Annotated in this window: 20 protein-coding genes; 9 read left to right on the forward strand and 11 right to left on the reverse strand. The window is 36.9% G+C overall.

What is annotated here, in order from left to right:
* Positions 1-3: 3 nt before the first annotated feature.
* The 7 genes from LQ201_RS23005 to LQ201_RS23035 all read right to left on the reverse strand — a co-directional run bounded on the left by LQ201_RS23005 (position 4) and on the right by LQ201_RS23035 (position 5,586).
* Entirely contained in the window at positions 4-483 is a 480-nt protein-coding gene (locus tag LQ201_RS23005) for an Lrp/AsnC family transcriptional regulator (RefSeq protein ID WP_230146028.1), read from the reverse strand.
* Positions 484-602: 119 nt separating this feature from the next.
* Complete coding sequence (locus LQ201_RS23010; protein ID WP_230146029.1) at positions 603-926, reverse strand: helix-turn-helix domain-containing protein; 324 nt, start codon at positions 924-926, stop codon at positions 603-605.
* 81 nt (positions 927-1,007) lie between these two features.
* A complete protein-coding gene (gene murC / locus LQ201_RS23015; protein ID WP_230146030.1) occupies positions 1,008-2,360 on the reverse strand; it encodes a UDP-N-acetylmuramate--L-alanine ligase in 1,353 nt (450 codons plus the stop codon).
* An 88-nt stretch (positions 2,361-2,448) separates the two neighbouring features.
* Positions 2,449-3,288 (reverse strand): 50S ribosomal protein L11 methyltransferase, encoded by an 840-nt coding sequence (gene prmA, locus LQ201_RS23020; protein WP_230146031.1) that lies wholly within the window; start codon positions 3,286-3,288, stop codon positions 2,449-2,451.
* Positions 3,289-4,050 (reverse strand): triose-phosphate isomerase, encoded by a 762-nt coding sequence (gene tpiA / locus LQ201_RS23025; protein WP_230146032.1) that lies wholly within the window; start codon positions 4,048-4,050, stop codon positions 3,289-3,291.
* 47 nt (positions 4,051-4,097) lie between these two features.
* A complete protein-coding gene (locus LQ201_RS23030; RefSeq protein WP_230146033.1) occupies positions 4,098-5,264 on the reverse strand; it encodes a putative sugar nucleotidyl transferase in 1,167 nt (388 codons plus the stop codon).
* A gap of 73 nt (positions 5,265-5,337) precedes the next feature.
* Positions 5,338-5,586, reverse strand: coding sequence for a type B 50S ribosomal protein L31 (locus LQ201_RS23035; protein WP_025142617.1), 249 nt, complete (start codon positions 5,584-5,586; stop codon positions 5,338-5,340).
* Between the two features lie 318 nt (positions 5,587-5,904).
* On the opposite strand from LQ201_RS23035, the gene LQ201_RS23040 reads away from it, so the two are divergent.
* Entirely contained in the window at positions 5,905-6,072 is a 168-nt protein-coding gene (locus tag LQ201_RS23040; RefSeq protein WP_157258143.1) for a hypothetical protein, read from the forward strand.
* Positions 6,073-6,081: 9 nt separating this feature from the next.
* The gene (locus LQ201_RS23045; protein ID WP_230146034.1) at positions 6,082-6,771 is read left to right on the forward strand and encodes a hypothetical protein; all 690 of its coding nucleotides are present in this window, start codon (positions 6,082-6,084) and stop codon (positions 6,769-6,771) included.
* A 10-nt stretch (positions 6,772-6,781) separates the two neighbouring features.
* Here the strand turns inward: LQ201_RS23045 and LQ201_RS23050 are convergent, their stop codons facing one another.
* Both LQ201_RS23050 and mce read right to left on the reverse strand, forming a co-directional pair.
* Positions 6,782-7,066, reverse strand: coding sequence for a hypothetical protein (locus tag LQ201_RS23050; protein ID WP_230146035.1), 285 nt, complete (start codon positions 7,064-7,066; stop codon positions 6,782-6,784).
* A gap of 332 nt (positions 7,067-7,398) precedes the next feature.
* Complete coding sequence (mce, locus tag LQ201_RS23055) at positions 7,399-7,806, reverse strand: methylmalonyl-CoA epimerase (protein WP_230146036.1); 408 nt, start codon at positions 7,804-7,806, stop codon at positions 7,399-7,401.
* Positions 7,807-7,923: 117 nt separating this feature from the next.
* Between mce and LQ201_RS23060 the strand changes: the two genes are divergently transcribed.
* The 4 genes from LQ201_RS23060 to LQ201_RS23075 all read left to right on the forward strand — a co-directional run bounded on the left by LQ201_RS23060 (position 7,924) and on the right by LQ201_RS23075 (position 12,094).
* Positions 7,924-9,135, forward strand: coding sequence for an IscS subfamily cysteine desulfurase (locus LQ201_RS23060; RefSeq protein ID WP_029275719.1), 1,212 nt, complete (start codon positions 7,924-7,926; stop codon positions 9,133-9,135).
* A 113-nt stretch (positions 9,136-9,248) separates the two neighbouring features.
* Positions 9,249-9,662: a Fe-S cluster assembly scaffold IscU gene (iscU, locus tag LQ201_RS23065; protein ID WP_025142622.1), complete on the forward strand. Its 414-nt coding sequence runs from the start codon at positions 9,249-9,251 to the stop codon at positions 9,660-9,662.
* Between the two features lie 78 nt (positions 9,663-9,740).
* The gene (locus LQ201_RS23070; RefSeq protein WP_025142623.1) at positions 9,741-10,067 is read left to right on the forward strand and encodes an iron-sulfur cluster assembly accessory protein; all 327 of its coding nucleotides are present in this window, start codon (positions 9,741-9,743) and stop codon (positions 10,065-10,067) included.
* Positions 10,068-10,177: 110 nt separating this feature from the next.
* Positions 10,178-12,094, forward strand: a complete 1,917-nt coding sequence (locus LQ201_RS23075) for a long-chain fatty acid--CoA ligase (RefSeq protein WP_230146037.1) — start codon at positions 10,178-10,180, stop codon at positions 12,092-12,094.
* 73 nt (positions 12,095-12,167) lie between these two features.
* Here the strand turns inward: LQ201_RS23075 and LQ201_RS23080 are convergent, their stop codons facing one another.
* On the reverse strand, positions 12,168-12,857 hold the full coding sequence (locus LQ201_RS23080) for a DUF2461 domain-containing protein (protein ID WP_230146038.1): 690 nt from the start codon (positions 12,855-12,857) through the stop codon (positions 12,168-12,170).
* Positions 12,858-13,088: 231 nt separating this feature from the next.
* Between LQ201_RS23080 and LQ201_RS23085 the strand changes: the two genes are divergently transcribed.
* The 3 genes from LQ201_RS23085 (at position 13,089) to LQ201_RS23095 (ending at position 15,750) form a co-directional block, all read left to right on the forward strand.
* A complete protein-coding gene (locus LQ201_RS23085; RefSeq protein ID WP_230146039.1) occupies positions 13,089-13,415 on the forward strand; it encodes an MGMT family protein in 327 nt (108 codons plus the stop codon).
* A 276-nt stretch (positions 13,416-13,691) separates the two neighbouring features.
* Positions 13,692-15,401, forward strand: coding sequence for a lysine--tRNA ligase (gene lysS / locus LQ201_RS23090; protein ID WP_230146040.1), 1,710 nt, complete (start codon positions 13,692-13,694; stop codon positions 15,399-15,401).
* Between the two features lie 136 nt (positions 15,402-15,537).
* The gene (locus LQ201_RS23095; RefSeq protein ID WP_029275714.1) at positions 15,538-15,750 is read left to right on the forward strand and encodes a hypothetical protein; all 213 of its coding nucleotides are present in this window, start codon (positions 15,538-15,540) and stop codon (positions 15,748-15,750) included.
* 78 nt (positions 15,751-15,828) lie between these two features.
* On the opposite strand, the gene LQ201_RS23100 is transcribed toward LQ201_RS23095, so the two are convergent.
* Positions 15,829-16,383, reverse strand: a complete 555-nt coding sequence (locus LQ201_RS23100; RefSeq protein WP_230146041.1) for a pyridoxamine 5'-phosphate oxidase family protein — start codon at positions 16,381-16,383, stop codon at positions 15,829-15,831.
* Between the last annotated feature and the right edge of the window lie 131 nt (positions 16,384-16,514).

A 16,514-nucleotide genomic window follows, 5' to 3' on the forward strand; every position in this document is an offset into this window, starting at 1 on the left:
TGCTTATTTTTCAGGAATTACTAATTTTTGATGCTCTTTTACGGTCTCCAGTACAATCGTGGTTTTAACCGATAAAATATTCGGAATCTTACTAAATTCATCCCGCAGTAAAGCCATTAATGAGGCCGAATCTGCTGTCCTCACCTTAATCAGAAAGCAATCATCTCCTGCAATAACGTGTACTTCTTGTACATCAGGTATTTTTGCCAGTTCGTTTGCGGTATCACTACAGCCCAAACTTTGAGATGATTTCATTGAAATAAAGGCGAGTAATTTTAAATCGAGTGCCACAGGGTTTATCCGGGCATTATATTGGGTAATTACATTTTTTTTTTCCAACTTCTTTACCCGTTCCAACACAGCTGAAGGAACCAGATCCAATGCCTTTGCTAAATCTACATTCGAGATCCGCGCGTTATCCTGCATAAGTCTGAGTATAGCCAGATCGATATGATCTAAACTAAAATTGCTTTCGATTACCATTCTATATAAATATAAATATTTAGAATAAAATTCATAATAATTTAATTAAAAATGAATTTTATTCTTATTTATTGTTTTATAATGATAATTAGTCAGTAAAAGAACAGATAAACCGATTTTTATATCCCGAGCTTATCATACAGATCGATAACCTTTTTACGGAGCTTATTAATTTCTTCTTCCTTTTCGATCAGTTCTTTTTTAAGTGCAAGAAGTTCTTCTTCTGATGAATCTGATATTACAGATTGGCCAGATATCAACTGCATTACCGGAACCTTAAATGTTCTGGAAATCTGGAGTAAACGGGAAATATTGAGATCGGTTTGGCCTGTCTCTATTTTACAAAAGGCAGGAGTAGAAATATTAAGTTTTTTAGCAGCATCCGCCTGACTTAGACCTAAGGCCAACCTACTTTGCTTAATGTTATCTCCGATGCTTTTCATACTTTTTTTTTAGATTTGAGATATTAGACGTGAGATAGAGAATCTGAATCCGTCTCATATCTAATATCTCACGTCTAATATCTATCTCTTTAAAGAAGCTGCCAACTCAGGCAGATCGAAACCTGCGTAATTGCCAGAACTCATCATGAGTAGATTAGTGTTTTTATAATTCAAGCTCAATAAATAAGCTTTTAACTTAGTTGCATCATTAAAAAACTTCAGTTTTGGATTAGCAAAGGCCTGCTGAACATCATCTTCAGAAAAAGGCTCCATCCGTTTTTGTTCAAAAGATTTAATATCTATAAAAACAATTGCCTCATCGGCTTTATCCATTGCTCCTGTATATTCTTTTAAAAAATCTTTATTCAGGCTACTGAAAGTATGCAATTCGATACAGGCTACTAATTTCCGATTGGTAAACTGCGCTTTAACAGCATCGATAGTAGCTTTTAACTTTGACGGCGAATGTGCAAAATCTTTGTAAACGTTGGTTGATTCATCAGCTGAGATCACTTCTAAACGTTTAGCTGCACCAGTAAATGAAGAAATGGCGACATCAAATTCTTTCGCATTGATTTCCAATTGTTTGCACACCAATTTAGCTGCATTCAGGTTCATCAGGTTGTGATCGCCAAAAATCTTTAAAGCTGTTTCTTCTGGAAGCAGATAGGTTATTCCATTTCTGATTTCATGCGCTGGAATAGCATAAGCAATCTTTGTAACGTTGGCTTTTGATTGTGTTACAATTTCATTTAAATCAGCATCTGCTTCACAATAAATTAAAGTTCCGTTATCTTCAATCGTATCGATAAATTTATCAAACTGCGAAGTATAATCGGCATAGGTTGGAAAAACATTGATGTGATCCCATGCAATACCGCTAATTACAGCCACATTTGCCTTGTAAAGATGAAATTTAGGTCTTCTATCAATCGGTGAAGCTAAATACTCATCTCCTTCAATAATCATCACCGGTGCTTCTTCGGTAACCTTTACCATGGTTTCGAAGCCGGCCAGCTGTGCACCTACCAAATAATCGAAATCGCGTTTATAGTAATTTAGCACATGTAAAATCATACTGGTAATGGTTGTTTTACCATGACTGCCGCCAATTACTACGCGTAACTTATTTTTGCTTTGCTCGTAAATATATTCAGGATAAGAATAGATTTTAACACCTAATTCTTGTGCTTTCAATAACTCTGGGTTATCGATACGGGCGTGCATGCCTAAAATTACAGCATCCAGGTCGCTTGAGATGCGATTTTCATCCCAACCCATTTCAGCAGGCAAGAGTCCGTATTTATCTAAACGGGATTTTGCAGGCTCGAAAATCACATCATCAGATCCCGAAATTTGATACCCTTTTTTATGTAAGGCGATGGCCAGATTGTGCATTGCACTTCCACCAATCGCAATAAAATGTATGTGCATATAAGTTAATTATTGAATGAGAGAAGGGTTGAATGAAAGAATGGGTATTGTCTTAAACTCAATCATTTTCTCATTCAACATTCAATCATTATTTTTTCTCAAACTGAGCCGCAACCCAATCGCCATTTTGTTTATGATCGACGTATTTGATGCCATATTTAGCACACTCAGCGGTAATCATTCCTAAATCAGGATCTAAATAAAATCCACTGAAGAAAATTTTGCCTCCAGCTTTCAATACCTCGGCGTAACGGTGAATCTGATCCAGAAGTATATTTCTATTGATATTGGCAAAAATAACATCGTATTCCTCGTTAGGAATCACCTCCTTACTACCACAAAGCGCCTTTAGATTGTCGACATTGTTAAGCGCAGCATTTTCGATGGTACTTTCGTAACAGATATCATCATAATCAATGGCCATTAAGCTTTTAGCACCAAGTTTTGCAGCCAGAATTGCTAAAATCCCGGTACCACAGCCCATATCCAGAATATTTTTATCCTTTAAATCAGCCGCTAAAATATACTGCATTACCATTGTGGTCGTTTGATGATGACCAGTACCGAAAGCCATTTTAGGATCGATTACAATCTCATACGGATATGATGGCTGAGGTTCATGAAAGGTTGCCCTTACATAACATACATCATCAATAATCAGCGGACTAAAATTTTTCTCCCATTCAGCATTCCAGTTTTCGTCGGCAACATCTTCTAAAGTATAATCGGTTGCAAATTCTTCGCTATAATTTGCCAAGAGATCTTTTAATTCCTGCTCGTTAAAGTTGTCTTTGATTACGAAAGCCGTAAAACCACCCTCACTATCTTCGAAAGTATCGAAGCCTAGATCGGCAAGATCGCTGATGAGCAGATCCTGTTGATAATCTTCGATACTTTTGAATGTAAATATTGCTTTTGTGTATTGCATTTAGCTATTTAATGCTTTAATAATATCTATAAAATCGCGTGATTTTAACGATGCACCACCAATTAGGCCGCCGTCAATATCATTCTGAGAAAATAAACTTGCAGCGTTGCCCGGGTTACAGCTACCACCGTATAAAATGGTTGTATCATCAGCCACATTAAAACCATAGTTAGCTTGAATTTCACTACGGATAAAAGCATGAATATCTTGCGCTTGCTCTGGAGAAGCAGTTAAACCTGTGCCAATAGCCCAAACTGGCTCGTAAGCAATAACCAATTTTTTGAAGTCTTCTTCAGTTAAACTAAAAATACCTTCTACCAACTGTTTTTTTAATACTTCATAATAACTACCGTTGTTACGTTCGTCTAAAGTTTCGCCAATACAGAAAATTGGTGTTAAGCCATTCGCCAAGGCAACTTTAGTTTTTTCAGCTAATAAAGCATCGCTTTCAGCGAAATATTGTCTGCGTTCTGAGTGGCCTAAAATAACGTATTCTGCACCAACAGATTTCACCATTTTAGCTGAAGTTTCGCCTGTATATGCTCCGCTTTCTTTATCGCTAATATTTTGAGCGCCAATTTTAACATCGTTACCCCCCAATTTTGCCAAGCTGTTTAAGTGAATAAACGGTGAGCAAATAATAGCCAGTTGATCGCCTTTGCGCTCATCTTTAACCATATTTACGATTTCGCTGAACAACGAAACACCTTCGTTATAATCTAAGTTCATTTTCCAGTTACCGGCAACAATCTTTTTTCTCATTTTGTATTATTTAATGCTTGGTTGATCTTTCCAGATCGGGTTTTATATTAAAATCGTCTATACGATTCAGTTAATTCAAATACTTTAGTAATGATATCTTTTTCTACCTCATCGAAAGCTATATTTTTTCGGGCAAATACCTTTTCTGTTGTTTCGAACATTTTATTCAGTTTATAGGTATCAAAACCGCTGGTGCCTCCCCAACTAAAATCAGGAATATGATTTGGAGGAAAACCTGCACCAAAAACATTGGCTCCAATACCAACCACACTACCGGTGTTAAACATGGTATTTATGCCAGATTTAGCATGATCGGCCATAATTAAACCACAAAACTGCAAATTGGTGTTTCGCATTTTTTTGCTTTCGTAATCGTAAAGTTTTACTTCGGCATAATTATTTTTTAAATTCGAATTATTGGTATCGGCACCTATATTACACCACTCGCCCATTACCGAATTGCCCAAATAACCCTCATGGCCTTTAGCAGAGTTGCCCCAAATTACCGAATTGTTAATTTCACCTCCTGCACGGCTATTCGGACCTATGGTAGTACCTGAATATATTTTAGCACCCATTTTTATAGATGAATTTTCGCAAAGTGCAAAGGATCCTCTTATTAAAGAGCCTTCCCAAACCTCAGCATTCTTACCGATATAAATCGGTCCGTAAGTACTATTAAATACGCTGCATTCGGCTTTTGCCCCCTCCTCTAAAAAAATATCATCTCCGAGTAGCTGATTGGTACCACTTAACCTTGCCGAACTGCGTCCTTCGGTCAATAATTTAAAATCTTTTCTGATCTCGCCGGGATTATTACCAAAAATATGTTCAGGATAAACAATCTGTATAAAATCAGCTGTGTATTCTATCGGCTTTAGCGATTTAACCGATTCTAAGTCGTGCTGATCTGCGATATATGCGATTATGACATCTCTTTTGTAAAGCACTTCACCTGCTTTAAGTTTATTTACAGCGTTTAGCAAAGCCTCATCCGGACAAACAGAACCGTTTATAAACAAATCGGCATTGGGTTTTGGCGCAAACTTTACAGAAAGGTAATCTTGGGTATGAAAGCCAAAATCGGCTTTTAAATATTTAGCCCATTTCTCGGCAATGGTTAAAATTCCTATGCGTAAATCGGCCACAGGCCTGGTAAACGTAAGCGGACGTAGGGACATCCAAGAAGCATCATCAAAAAGATTGATTGTCATAAGCAACAAAAATAAAAAAAGTCCCGATGCTTTTGGCAAAGGGACTTCAAAAAATGCTTTTTTGTTGCTAAAATTATTTCTTAGCGTAACGGTTTTTGAATTTATCGATACGTCCTGCTGTATCAACCAATTTCATTTTACCAGTATAAAAAGGGTGTGAAGTGTGAGAAATCTCTAATTTATAAAGAGGATACTCATTACCATCTTCCCATTTAATTGTTTCTTTAGTATCTACGCAAGATTTTGTTAAGAAAGCATATTCGTTAGACATGTCTTTAAAAACAACTGGTCTGTAGCTTGTTGGGTGCAAATCTTTTTTCATTTGAATATTATTTTAAGTTATTTGTGTGAAAGCATCAAGAACATTTTTGCAATTTGCTGGCAACAACGCTTATGACATTTCCTATTAGTCTTTCTACCTCTATTTTAGAGGATGCAAATATCCTAATTTTATTTTTGATTTACAAGCCTAAATTAAAATTTTAATTATAAGATTTCCAGGCATCTGTTTTAGTAAAACTGATTTAAACAATGTTTATTGTAAAACGATTGCTCCATCCACATATAATGCAACAAATCTAAAATTTTTGGACTGAATATTGTTTTTCAGATATTTAAAAAATATATGTAAATTTGATATATGAGAAAAGATAGCGAGTTTGATGGAATTATCCATTCTAGCAGTAGCGGAAAGCTCTACATTAAAAGCCCCGATTTCTTTGCGCAGCCAAGGATCAGACAAATGGTGGGTGCTTTAATGGAATCGAGTATTTTCAAAAAGATAGAAAAGGATAAAAACAAGAAATAGCCGATATAGATGCCTTTTAACCTGCTCTTATTCCCTCTTGTAGGCGGCTATTACATTCTTATTAGGTTCAGATACCTTAGATACGTACAATATCGGCTAGAAAACCAACGTGTACTGTTAAATTCTGCTTTTGCAGGCATCCTGCTTTTAGGTGTATGCTTTTTATTAAGAGGATTATTCATTGCCATTTTTCCTGAAACCGTTGAACAGTTAAGTAAACTACTCCCTATCCATACTCCTTATTTCGGAACCACGAGCATGTCGTTATTTGTGGCTGTAGGTGCAACAGAAATCGCAAATCTTTTCATTAACAGGCTTAAGGCTATTAAAAGAGCGATAGCTACTTCAGGAAATGAATTTGAGCTTTTACTGAGTTCTTCTTTTTTTGATGCCCATCTCTTACAGTTTACCTTGGATAGCGGCAAATTTTACATTGGCTGGGTTAAAGAGCTGCCAAAACCCTTTACCACCAGTTATATCCGCATTACCCCTGCCTTTAGCGGCTACCGCAAGGCTGACGATAAAGAACTGGTTTTTACCACTCAATATTTAACGGTTTATGCCAGTTATATTGAAGATGGCTCGGTTGCAAATACAGATGAGTTAAAAACCGACCTCGTACTAAAAGCGGATAAGATCAATTCCGTTTCGTTTTTTGATATGGATATGTACAACCGTTTTAATCCTTCGCAAGGATAAGCTTTTACTCCTAATCCTTCTTCTGACTGTATTTTTTCCAGGTTTCTATTTTGGCCTTCTGACGGGCAATATAGGCATCAGCAATTACTTCAGCCGAACTCGAGCCTTCAACCGTTTCCAGCAGTTCCTTTAATTTATACTGATCTACATCTGCCTTATATAAGATCTGGATCAGTTTTGGAAAGTCGTTATCAATTAAATAAGCAAAGGCATCAACCAATGCATCGCGCAACTGATTATCAGAAAGATGATCTGGTATATCGAAATCTTTGTTGATGATACTAATTAATGACATAGAATTAGGATTTTTTGGGATTATAGGATTTTAGGATCAGGGCTTTAAGATTACCTTTTTTATGCGCTTAACCAAGAACCACAGGCCAAAATTAAATAAACCTGATAATAGCGGCAGGTCCCGATTTAAGTACTATATTTTGTCTTTTATTTATGGTGTGCTTGCTTGTTTCACAGGTTTCATCGGGACTATAGCGGTTAGCAGGACTGAAGAGGCCATGGAATAGGGATCTTTCGTTTTCAAAATTATAATGGAGTTACTAACCGCTTTAAGATCCCTGCATGCGCGAGGATGACGGTATCGAAAACTAAATTCATCTTCCGTTTAATCTATTATATCCATTTAATTTCCTGGCAGATCTCAATCAGTACGCCATTGGTATCTTTTGGATGTACAAAACACACCATTTTATTGTCTGCACCCTTTTTTGGCGACTCGCTGAGCAATACAAAACCTTCCTTATGCAGCCGTTCCATTTCTGCCAGGATATCATCAACCAGAAAAGCGACATGATGAATCCCCTCTCCTTTTTTTTCGATAAATTTAGCAATTGCACTATCTGGAGCCGTAGCCTGCAGCAGTTCGATCTTGTTTTCGCCAGTTTTAAAGAAAGCCGTATTTACAAACTCGGATGCAACTTGCTCAGTTTTATAGCAATCGGTATTCAATAGTTTCTGATAAATATCTATAGAACTGTTAAGGTCTTTTACCGCGATGCCGATGTGTTCTATCTTATTCATAGATTATAAGGTTATGTGAATGTAAAAATGCGGCTTTTCTCTATAAGGTCATAGCTATTATTTATAATTGTTAAATAAGTTTTTTCGTATCTTTGTGTTATAATTAACAGAATAGAGATGAAACAGCCGATATATTTAGATAATAATGCTACTACCCCGTTAGATCCAAGGGTGTTGGAAGCAATGCTACCTTACTTTACAGAGAAATTTGGAAATGCCGCAAGTCGTAATCACGCGTTTGGCTGGGTGGCTGAAGAGGGTGTAGATTATGCCCGTGAGCAGGTAGCCAAACTAATCGGCTGTACTGAAAAAGAAATCATTTTTACATCAGGTGCAACTGAGGCCGATAACCTGGCTATTAAAGGTGTATTTGAAATGTACAAAGAAAAAGGTAACCACATTATAACTGCGGTTACTGAACATAAAGCAGTTTTAGATACCTGCAAACACTTAGAGAAAAACGGAGCACGTGTAACTTATTTAGGTGTTAAAGAAGACGGTTTAATTGATTTAGCTGAATTAGAAGCTGCCATGACTCCTGAAACTATTTTAGTTTCGATTATGTATGGCAACAACGAAATTGGCGTAATCCAACCAGTTAAAGAAATTGCAGCTATTGCACACAAACATGGTGCTTTATTCATGACTGATGCTACGCAGGCAGTTGGCAAAATTCCGGTTGATGTAAATGCTGATGGTATTGACTTAATGGCTTTCTCGGCACATAAAATGTACGGTCCGAAAGGTGTTGGTGTACTTTACGTTCGCCGTAAAAACCCAAGAGTTAAAGTTACTGCACAAATGGACGGTGGTGGCCACGAGCGCGGAATGCGTTCTGGTACATTAAACGTTCCAGGTATTGTTGGTTTAGGTAAAGCCTGCGAACTTTGCCGTTTAGAAATGGAAAGCGAATCAGTTCGTTTAGCTGCTTTACGTGATAAGTTAGAAACTACTTTGAACAAAATGGAAGAGAGTTATGTTAATGGTAATACACAACACCGTTTACCACACGTAGCCAATATCTCTTTCAAATATGTTGAGGGTGAAGGTTTAATGATGGCGATGAGTGATTTAGCAGTATCTTCGGGATCAGCTTGTACTTCAGCATCTTTAGAACCATCATACGTTTTAAAAAGCTTAGGTTTATCTGATGATTTAGCGCACTCTTCTATCCGTTACGGTTTAGGAAGGTTTACAACTGAAGCAGAAATCGATCAGGCTATTGAAGTGACTCAAAAAGCGGTTAATCACTTAAGAGAACTTTCTCCACTTTGGGAAATGTTTAAAGAAGGAATTGACTTGAGTAAAATTGAGTGGGCGGAACACTAAGCCAGTTTGGAGTTGGCAGTTAACAGTTTGGAGTACGCGAACTGGCAATTGAAAATTGGTAATTGAAAACTAAAAATAAAATTGCTCCGTAAAGGAGATTAAAAAATAAAATCATGGCATATTCAGAAAAAGTAATTGACCATTACAATAACCCACGTAACGTAGGTACTTTAAATAAAGACAGCAAATTTGTAGGAACAGGATTAGTTGGTGCACCTGAGTGCGGCGATGTAATGCGTTTACAGATTGAAGTTGGAGAAGATAACGTAATCACTGATGCTAAATTTAAAACATTTGGTTGTGGTTCGGCTATTGCTTCTTCTTCTTTAGCTACAGAATGGTTAAAAGGAAAAACAATTGATGAGGCTTTGTCTATCGACAACATGGATATTGTTGAAGAATTGGCTTTACCTCCAGTAAAAATTCACTGCTCGGTTTTGGCAGAAGATGCAATTAAATCGGCCATTAACGATTATCGCGTTAAAAATGGTTTAGAAGCAATTGTGTTAGAAAAATCGCACCATTAATAGGTAACAAGACATAAGTATCTAGTATCAAGACTATAATAATTCAATCTTGATACTAGATACTAAATACTCGATACTATGATCACAATAACAGATAAAGCAAAAGAAAAAATCACCCACTTAATGCAGGATTCGGAAATGGGTTCTGATTACTTTTTACGCGTTTCGGTAAAAGGTGGTGGCTGTTCTGGCTTATCATACAATTTAGATTTTGATAACGAAGAACAAAAAGGCGATCAGTTTTTTGAAGACAGGGGAATCAAAATTGCTTTGGATATGAAATCATTCCTTTATTTAGCCGGAACTGAACTCGACTTCACTGACGGTTTAAATGGAAAAGGTTTTAACTTTATAAACCCAAATGCCAGCCGTAGCTGTGGCTGTGGCGAAAGCTTCTCTGTTTAAAATCTTATAAAACGTATATTTAAGGGGCCCCGAAATTTTCGGGGCCCTTTTGCATTTTTAAACCAAAAAGCCTTATAATTGTTAATTATAATTAGCGAACCAATACGAGCATGCCATTAATAAACGAATTTTCAACCGTTCCTACCTTGTTGCGGAATGTTGTAAAAAACATCCATAAACCTCAAGAAACCTTTTTGATTCATAAACAAGGTGCAGAATGGACTGAAATTTCTTATGAAGATACTTTAAAAAGAGCCGACGCTGTTTCTGCCTTCTTTTTAGAGAAAGGAATAAAAAAAGGTGACCGATTAGGATTAATGATCGAGAATTCTCCTGAATACGTATATTATGATCAGGGAATCCAGCAGATTGGTGTAATTAATGTTTCCATTTACCCTACACTTTCTGAACAGGAAGTAGCTTATATCATTAACGATTCTGGCATAAAAGCTATTCTTATTGGGAATAACTTTCTATTCCGTAAAGTATTAAAGGTTGCAGCCAATTGCAAACAGTTAAAATATATTATTCCTGCCTTTAAAGATTTTGAAAAAGTTGTTATTCCAGAGGACGTACATGTAGAAGTTATTGCCTTTTCTGATATTCTGGCACTTAAACATCAGGTTACGGCCGCCGAAAGGGCTGACATTGACCAATGCAGAAGTTTGGTTTTACCTGACGATGTTTCCTCTTTAATTTATACATCGGGAACAACAGGAACTCCAAAAGGTGTAATGCTTACCCATTTTAACTTTGTTAAGAATGTGGAGGTTTGCTTGCAACAGATCCCTGTGATCGATCAAACGGAAACTTTTCTTTCTTTTCTACCGCTATCCCACGTATTCGAGCGTACAGCAACCTACCATGTTTGTTGCGCACAAGGCTGTAAAATTGCCTTCGCGCAGAGTTTAGAATTATTGGCCAAAAATATGGGAGAAGTTCGTCCTACGGTAATGAGCTGCGTTCCACGTTTATTGGAGCGGATACACGATAAAGCCATAAAAGGAGGAACAGCTGGTGGGGGCACAAAAGCAAAAATATTTACCTGGGCTTTAGAAACGGGTAACAAATACCGTTTAGCAAAAGAGGCCGGAAAAAACCCAGGCTTCATTTTATCAGCTAAAAAAGGAATAGCAGAGAAACTGGTTTTCAGTAAAATTAAAGAGAAAACCGGTGGACGTTTAAAGTTTATGATTTCAGGCGGTGCCGCCCTGCCTAAAAATGTGGGTGAATTTTTTGGCGATCTGGGCATTAAAATATTGGAGGGATTTGGCTTAACAGAAACTTCGCCCGTAATGTCGGTTACCGAATACCACAGGCAGGTTTATGGCACTGTTGGTCGCGTAATCCCTGGTATTGAAGTGGGTATACAAGATGTCGAAACTAAAGAAATGCTCAGTATCCAAACGCACAATACTTTTAATGAAGAATTTGAATGCGCTGAAGGGGAAGTAATTGTACGCGGTCACTGCGTAATGAAAGGTTATTTTAACAAGCCAGCAGAAACAGCCGAAGCGATAGATAAAGACATGTGGTTCCATACCGGAGATATTGGCCGTTTTTATAAAGGTAATCTGCAGATTACAGACCGTTTAAAAAACATGATCGTAAATGCCTATGGCAAGAATGTTTACCCTACCCCGGTAGAAAACATTTACCTGAAAAGCCCAAAAATTGATCAGCTTTTCTTAATCGGAGATAAACGTGAGTTTATTACAGCAATTATTATCCCGAACAAAGAAACTTTAGAAGAAACCTTCAAACTCAAACCATCATTTTTTGAAGAGGCTGATCCTTTTATCCGCGATCAGGAAATTATAGATTGGATGGAACAGGATATTAAAAAAATATCAAACGAGCTGGCCAAATTTGAGCGCATTAAAAACTTTAAAATCAAGCGTAATCCTTTCAATATAGATGAAGGAGAAATTACCCCTACCATGAAAGTTAAACGCCGGATTGTAGAAAAGAAATATGCCGAAGCCATTAACGAAATGTATGAGGAAGGTATAGAAGCTGAATCATAATTAAACAAAGGGTCATCATTACAAAATAAGTATGATGACCCTTTAATTTTTTTCCGGCAATCCTAAAAATCAACTACAGATCCATTCCATTTGCATCGGTTGTCAATATTTCGCTCATATAATCAAAGAAAGGTCGCATGTTTTTAAATTCCCGATTACAATATCCTAAGTAATCTTTACTTAAAACTTCCTCATCGGTAAATCGATGAACTAACAAAAATTGCTTATAACGTAACAGATCGATATCCTGATGATCTCCATCAAAACCCTTTGGAGCAGTCTTTAATTGCTCGCCTTTCAAAGTTCCGAAGGAAGCAATAAAAGTTTTATCACTTAATATTGCTCTCAAGGGTTCGGCATCAAAAGCTATATTTTCCCTTATCAATTTCAAATCTTGTGGAGAAGGACCGAAAAAGCCACCAGCTACAAAACTATTGCCTGGTTCGATATGAAAATAGTAGCCACCCCTTCTTTGTTTACCTGCCCGTTTAAAACTTCCGCTCCAATGTGTTTTATAAGGCGTTTTATCATTTGAAAAACGCGTGTCCCTGTAAATCCGGTATAAACTTTTCTTTCCCGATGGTGTTTCAATTACATCATGGGTATTCATGAGATCTAATAAATCCTGGGCAAAAGATTCTATGTATGTCAGTTCTTTCTGGTAAGCTGTTTTATGGTCATTAAACCACTCACGTTCGTTGTTATTTTTTAACAACCTTAAAAACTCAAAACTAGAAGGTGGTATTTGTTTTATATCGGGCATCGTTTTTTAAATGGCTATTCACATCCAAACAAATATAACATCTGTAAAACACTAAATTCATATCGCTGAAAAATTTACTCAATGAATTACTTAAAAACTTCAGAAAGGGTCTGACCATGGAGTTGTTAATTAGACCCAAGAATTTACAGGAAGTCCTTGATAAAATAAATTTCCAATGACGAATTATGAAACAGATATATTTAATAGCTTTATGTATCATTTGCCAGAACGATGAAACACGATTTATTTTTTGAACAGGTTTGGGATTTAACCAGAGAAATACCCAAAGGAAAGGTAACGTCATACGGAGCAATTGCAAAAGCCATTGGCACGCCTAATCTATCGAGAATGGTTGCCAGAGCCATTGGTGCCTGCGGATCAGCACAGCCTCCTGTTCCTTATTATAGGGTAATCAGCAGCAACGTCTTGCTCAGCGGCGATCCATCATCCACAGCTAAAAGACAGGAACTCCTCGAAAACGAAGGCGTTGAAATTAAAAACCTGAAAGTTCAAAACCTTAAAAAGGTATTCTGGGATCCATTAATTGATTTGGAATAAATACTATTGGTAAAGTTTCTGCGCATCAATTTTTATCCAATTGCTTTTAACATGCTAAAATGCGATGTTATATCTATAAAGCATTTAGTAATTACAATAGCTTTCTTATCTTTGCAACCATCTGTTTTAAGTGGATAGCTAATTGGTACTGAAAATTGAATTTTTTCCAATATTAATTCAAAATTTAATCAGCTAATTATTTCTTTTTCATTAAAGCGCCAAAATTTAACAATAACAAAAAATGCAAGAGCATTACTTTTGCAAAAAATACCTGAAATGAGTATAGGATTATCAGAACAAGAAGTATTACGACGTGAGTCGCTAAAACAATTACGCGCGTTAGGCATTGAGCCTTATCCTGCAGAAGCTTATGAAGTAAATGCATATGCTGCAGATATATTAGCTAATTATGAAGTAGATAAGACAGCGTACAAGACCGTAGTATTAGCAGGTAGAATTATGAGCCGCAATATTATGGGTGCTGCGTCTTTTACGGAGTTACAGGATTCTACCGGCAGAATTCAGATCTACTTAAAGCGCGACGAACTTTGTCCTGGTGATGATAAAACCTTATATAACACAGTATTTAAAAAACTTTTAGATATTGGCGATTTCATTGGAGTTAAAGGATATGTATTCACTACGCAAACAGGAGAAATTTCTGTACATGTTACTGAATTTAAGGTGCTTTCTAAGTCACTGCGCCCGCTACCAATCGTAAAACGCGATGATGAAGGCAATGTTTATGATGGATTTACCAATCCGGAATTGCGTTACCGCATGCGTTATGTAGATTTAACAGTAAACCCTGATTTTAAACAGATCTTCATTAAACGTAGCAAGGTGATTAACACCATGCGCAATTATTTTGATAACCAGGGTTGGATGGAAGTAGAAACGCCTATCCTCCAGCCTATTCATGGCGGTGCTGCTGCGCGTCCTTTTGCCACACACCACAATACTTTAGATATGCCGCTTTATTTGCGTATTGCAAATGAGTTATATTTAAAAAGATTAATCGTTGCAGGTTTTGATGGTGTATATGAATTCGGTAAAATGTTCCGTAATGAAGGGATGGACCGTACGCATAATCCTGAATTTACTTCAATGGAAATTTATGTTGCCTATAAAGATTATATCTGGATGATGGCAATGGTTGAAGAATGTTTAGAAAAAGTGGCTATTGCGACAACTGGTGCAAGTGTAGTTAAAGTTGGGGCTAACGAAATTAACTTTGAAGGACCGTACGAAAAATTAACCATGTACGAGTCGATCCAAAAATATACCGGAATTGATGTTTCGGCAATGACGGAGGAAGAAATTGCGCAGACTTGTAAAGATTTAGGCATCGAAACCGATGATACAATGGGCCGCGGTAAATTAATTGATGAAATTTTCGGTGCAAAGGTTGAAGCGAATTTAATTCAGCCAACCTACATTACCGATTACCCGATCGAAATGACACCGCTTGCTAAAAAGCACCGTACGGCAGAAGGTTTGGTAGAGCGTTTTGAGCTATTTGTTAATGGTAAAGAGATTGCAAATGCTTATTCAGAATTGAACGATCCTATTGACCAAAAAGAGCGTTTAGAAGATCAGTTAAAGTTAGCTGCCCGCGGTGATGACGAGGCCATGGCCATGGATGATGATTTCGTACGTGCATTAGAATATGGTATGCCGCCTACTTCAGGTTTGGGCATTGGTATTGATCGTTTGGTGATGTTAATGACCAACCAAAGTACCATCCAGGAAGTTTTATTCTTCCCGCAGATGCGCCCGGAGAAAAAGAAAATAGAAATGACACCTGAAGAAACAGAATTATATTCATTGGTTTCAGAAGGCGAACAATATCTGTTAACTGAAGTAAAAGGAAAACTGGTCGATTGGAGTAACAAAAAATGGGATACAACCTTAAAAGCTTTAACAGGAAAAGGAATTTTAAAAGTTGCCAAAACAGACGACGGCTTATTCTTATCTCATAAATAATCAATCTGAGCCCCGAAAAAGGGAATTCTGGATTTGATTTTAACAAAAACATAACATAAACTTAAAAGGCTTGCTAACAATTATTTAGCAAGCCTTTTCTATATTTACGGCAATCGATAATTAAAATCATTGCGATATGAATACGTCAAGTTTAGAAATCAACGAAAGAGAATACTGCATTAAATTAAGCAAAGATGCTTTTGATTTAACGCTGGTACGTCAGTTAATAAAAAGAATTCAGGCCGAGGCCTTATTCTTCTCAAGAGTACAAGCCGAAGAAGAAGATATCTTAAGCAAAAGAGCTCAAAGAGAAGAATTTGAAGGATTTGATTATTTAGGAGATAAGTAGTCAGTTTTCAGTTGGTAATTCCCACTTAACAGTTAATTTAACAATTAACCAGTTAACCAACTAAAACAATTAACCTCACTAATCCACCTCCAAAGTTCCCTCTACCGAATCATCCATTGTTTTTCCTGTAATTACCGACGCTGCCATCTTTAAAAATGCAACGGCAGTGCCGTGTTTGGTGTCCCAATAGTATCCCTCTGAAGGGATAACCTTAATCAAGGTAATATCAGGATCCTCTTTCCCTCCTTGAAACCAGGTTTTGATAAACGGGCTCCAAAGCTTGTCGATTTTAGCCTGATCCCTGCTGATTTCTGAAATTCCATAAATATTTACAAAACCCGAGTGTGCTCCGGCCTGAAACAGCAAATGAGTAAACGGATCAGTTGAAATCTCATCATTTTTATGACTGTCTTTCATGCTCATGAACCATATATTCCCCTCATCATCGACCTGCTGAATAGCCATTGGCCTTACCGACAAGGGTACACCAGTTTTAATATTGGTACAGAAAAAACAGCTTTCAGCCTTTTCGGCTAAACTCCTAAGTTTTTCTATAGCTTCTTTGCCGCCTAAATCTTTAATGTTATTTTCTTCCTGAGTATTGTTGGTACTCCCTTCTTGTGATGTTGCCATAGTATTAGATTTTATATAAACTACAATGGAAAATAGCGTTTGGTTTTGATTTTTTGCGAGAGCGGTTGGCGAATGGCGTTAAGTAGGGCGCATAGTGTATGATTTATTGACTAAAAATTATGGAGTTTTAA

It is taken from the genome of Pedobacter sp. Bi126, assembly GCF_918698245.1.
In the GTDB taxonomy this organism is placed as follows: domain Bacteria; phylum Bacteroidota; class Bacteroidia; order Sphingobacteriales; family Sphingobacteriaceae; genus Pedobacter.

Coding starts and splice junctions, on each gene's coding strand:
- lysS (WP_230146040.1), top strand. CDS start 13,692: ATGAGTATAGGATTATCAGAACAAGAAGTATTACGACGTGAGTCGCTA.
- LQ201_RS23005 (WP_230146028.1), bottom strand. CDS start 483: ATGGTAATCGAAAGCAATTTTAGTTTAGATCATATCGATCTGGCTATA.
- LQ201_RS23040 (WP_157258143.1), top strand. CDS start 5,905: ATGAGAAAAGATAGCGAGTTTGATGGAATTATCCATTCTAGCAGTAGC.
- iscU (WP_025142622.1), top strand. CDS start 9,249: ATGGCATATTCAGAAAAAGTAATTGACCATTACAATAACCCACGTAAC.
- LQ201_RS23050 (WP_230146035.1), bottom strand. CDS start 7,066: ATGTCATTAATTAGTATCATCAACAAAGATTTCGATATACCAGATCAT.
- prmA (WP_230146031.1), bottom strand. CDS start 3,288: ATGCAATACACAAAAGCAATATTTACATTCAAAAGTATCGAAGATTAT.
- LQ201_RS23100 (WP_230146041.1), bottom strand. CDS start 16,383: ATGGCAACATCACAAGAAGGGAGTACCAACAATACTCAGGAAGAAAAT.
- LQ201_RS23080 (WP_230146038.1), bottom strand. CDS start 12,857: ATGCCCGATATAAAACAAATACCACCTTCTAGTTTTGAGTTTTTAAGG.
- LQ201_RS23085 (WP_230146039.1), top strand. CDS start 13,089: ATGAAACACGATTTATTTTTTGAACAGGTTTGGGATTTAACCAGAGAA.
- LQ201_RS23030 (WP_230146033.1), bottom strand. CDS start 5,264: ATGACAATCAATCTTTTTGATGATGCTTCTTGGATGTCCCTACGTCCG.
- tpiA (WP_230146032.1), bottom strand. CDS start 4,050: ATGAGAAAAAAGATTGTTGCCGGTAACTGGAAAATGAACTTAGATTAT.
- LQ201_RS23075 (WP_230146037.1), top strand. CDS start 10,178: ATGCCATTAATAAACGAATTTTCAACCGTTCCTACCTTGTTGCGGAAT.
- mce (WP_230146036.1), bottom strand. CDS start 7,806: ATGAATAAGATAGAACACATCGGCATCGCGGTAAAAGACCTTAACAGT.
- LQ201_RS23010 (WP_230146029.1), bottom strand. CDS start 926: ATGAAAAGCATCGGAGATAACATTAAGCAAAGTAGGTTGGCCTTAGGT.
- LQ201_RS23045 (WP_230146034.1), top strand. CDS start 6,082: ATGCCTTTTAACCTGCTCTTATTCCCTCTTGTAGGCGGCTATTACATT.
- murC (WP_230146030.1), bottom strand. CDS start 2,360: ATGCACATACATTTTATTGCGATTGGTGGAAGTGCAATGCACAATCTG.
- LQ201_RS23035 (WP_025142617.1), bottom strand. CDS start 5,586: ATGAAAAAAGATTTGCACCCAACAAGCTACAGACCAGTTGTTTTTAAA.
- LQ201_RS23060 (WP_029275719.1), top strand. CDS start 7,924: ATGAAACAGCCGATATATTTAGATAATAATGCTACTACCCCGTTAGAT.
- LQ201_RS23070 (WP_025142623.1), top strand. CDS start 9,741: ATGATCACAATAACAGATAAAGCAAAAGAAAAAATCACCCACTTAATG.
- LQ201_RS23095 (WP_029275714.1), top strand. CDS start 15,538: ATGAATACGTCAAGTTTAGAAATCAACGAAAGAGAATACTGCATTAAA.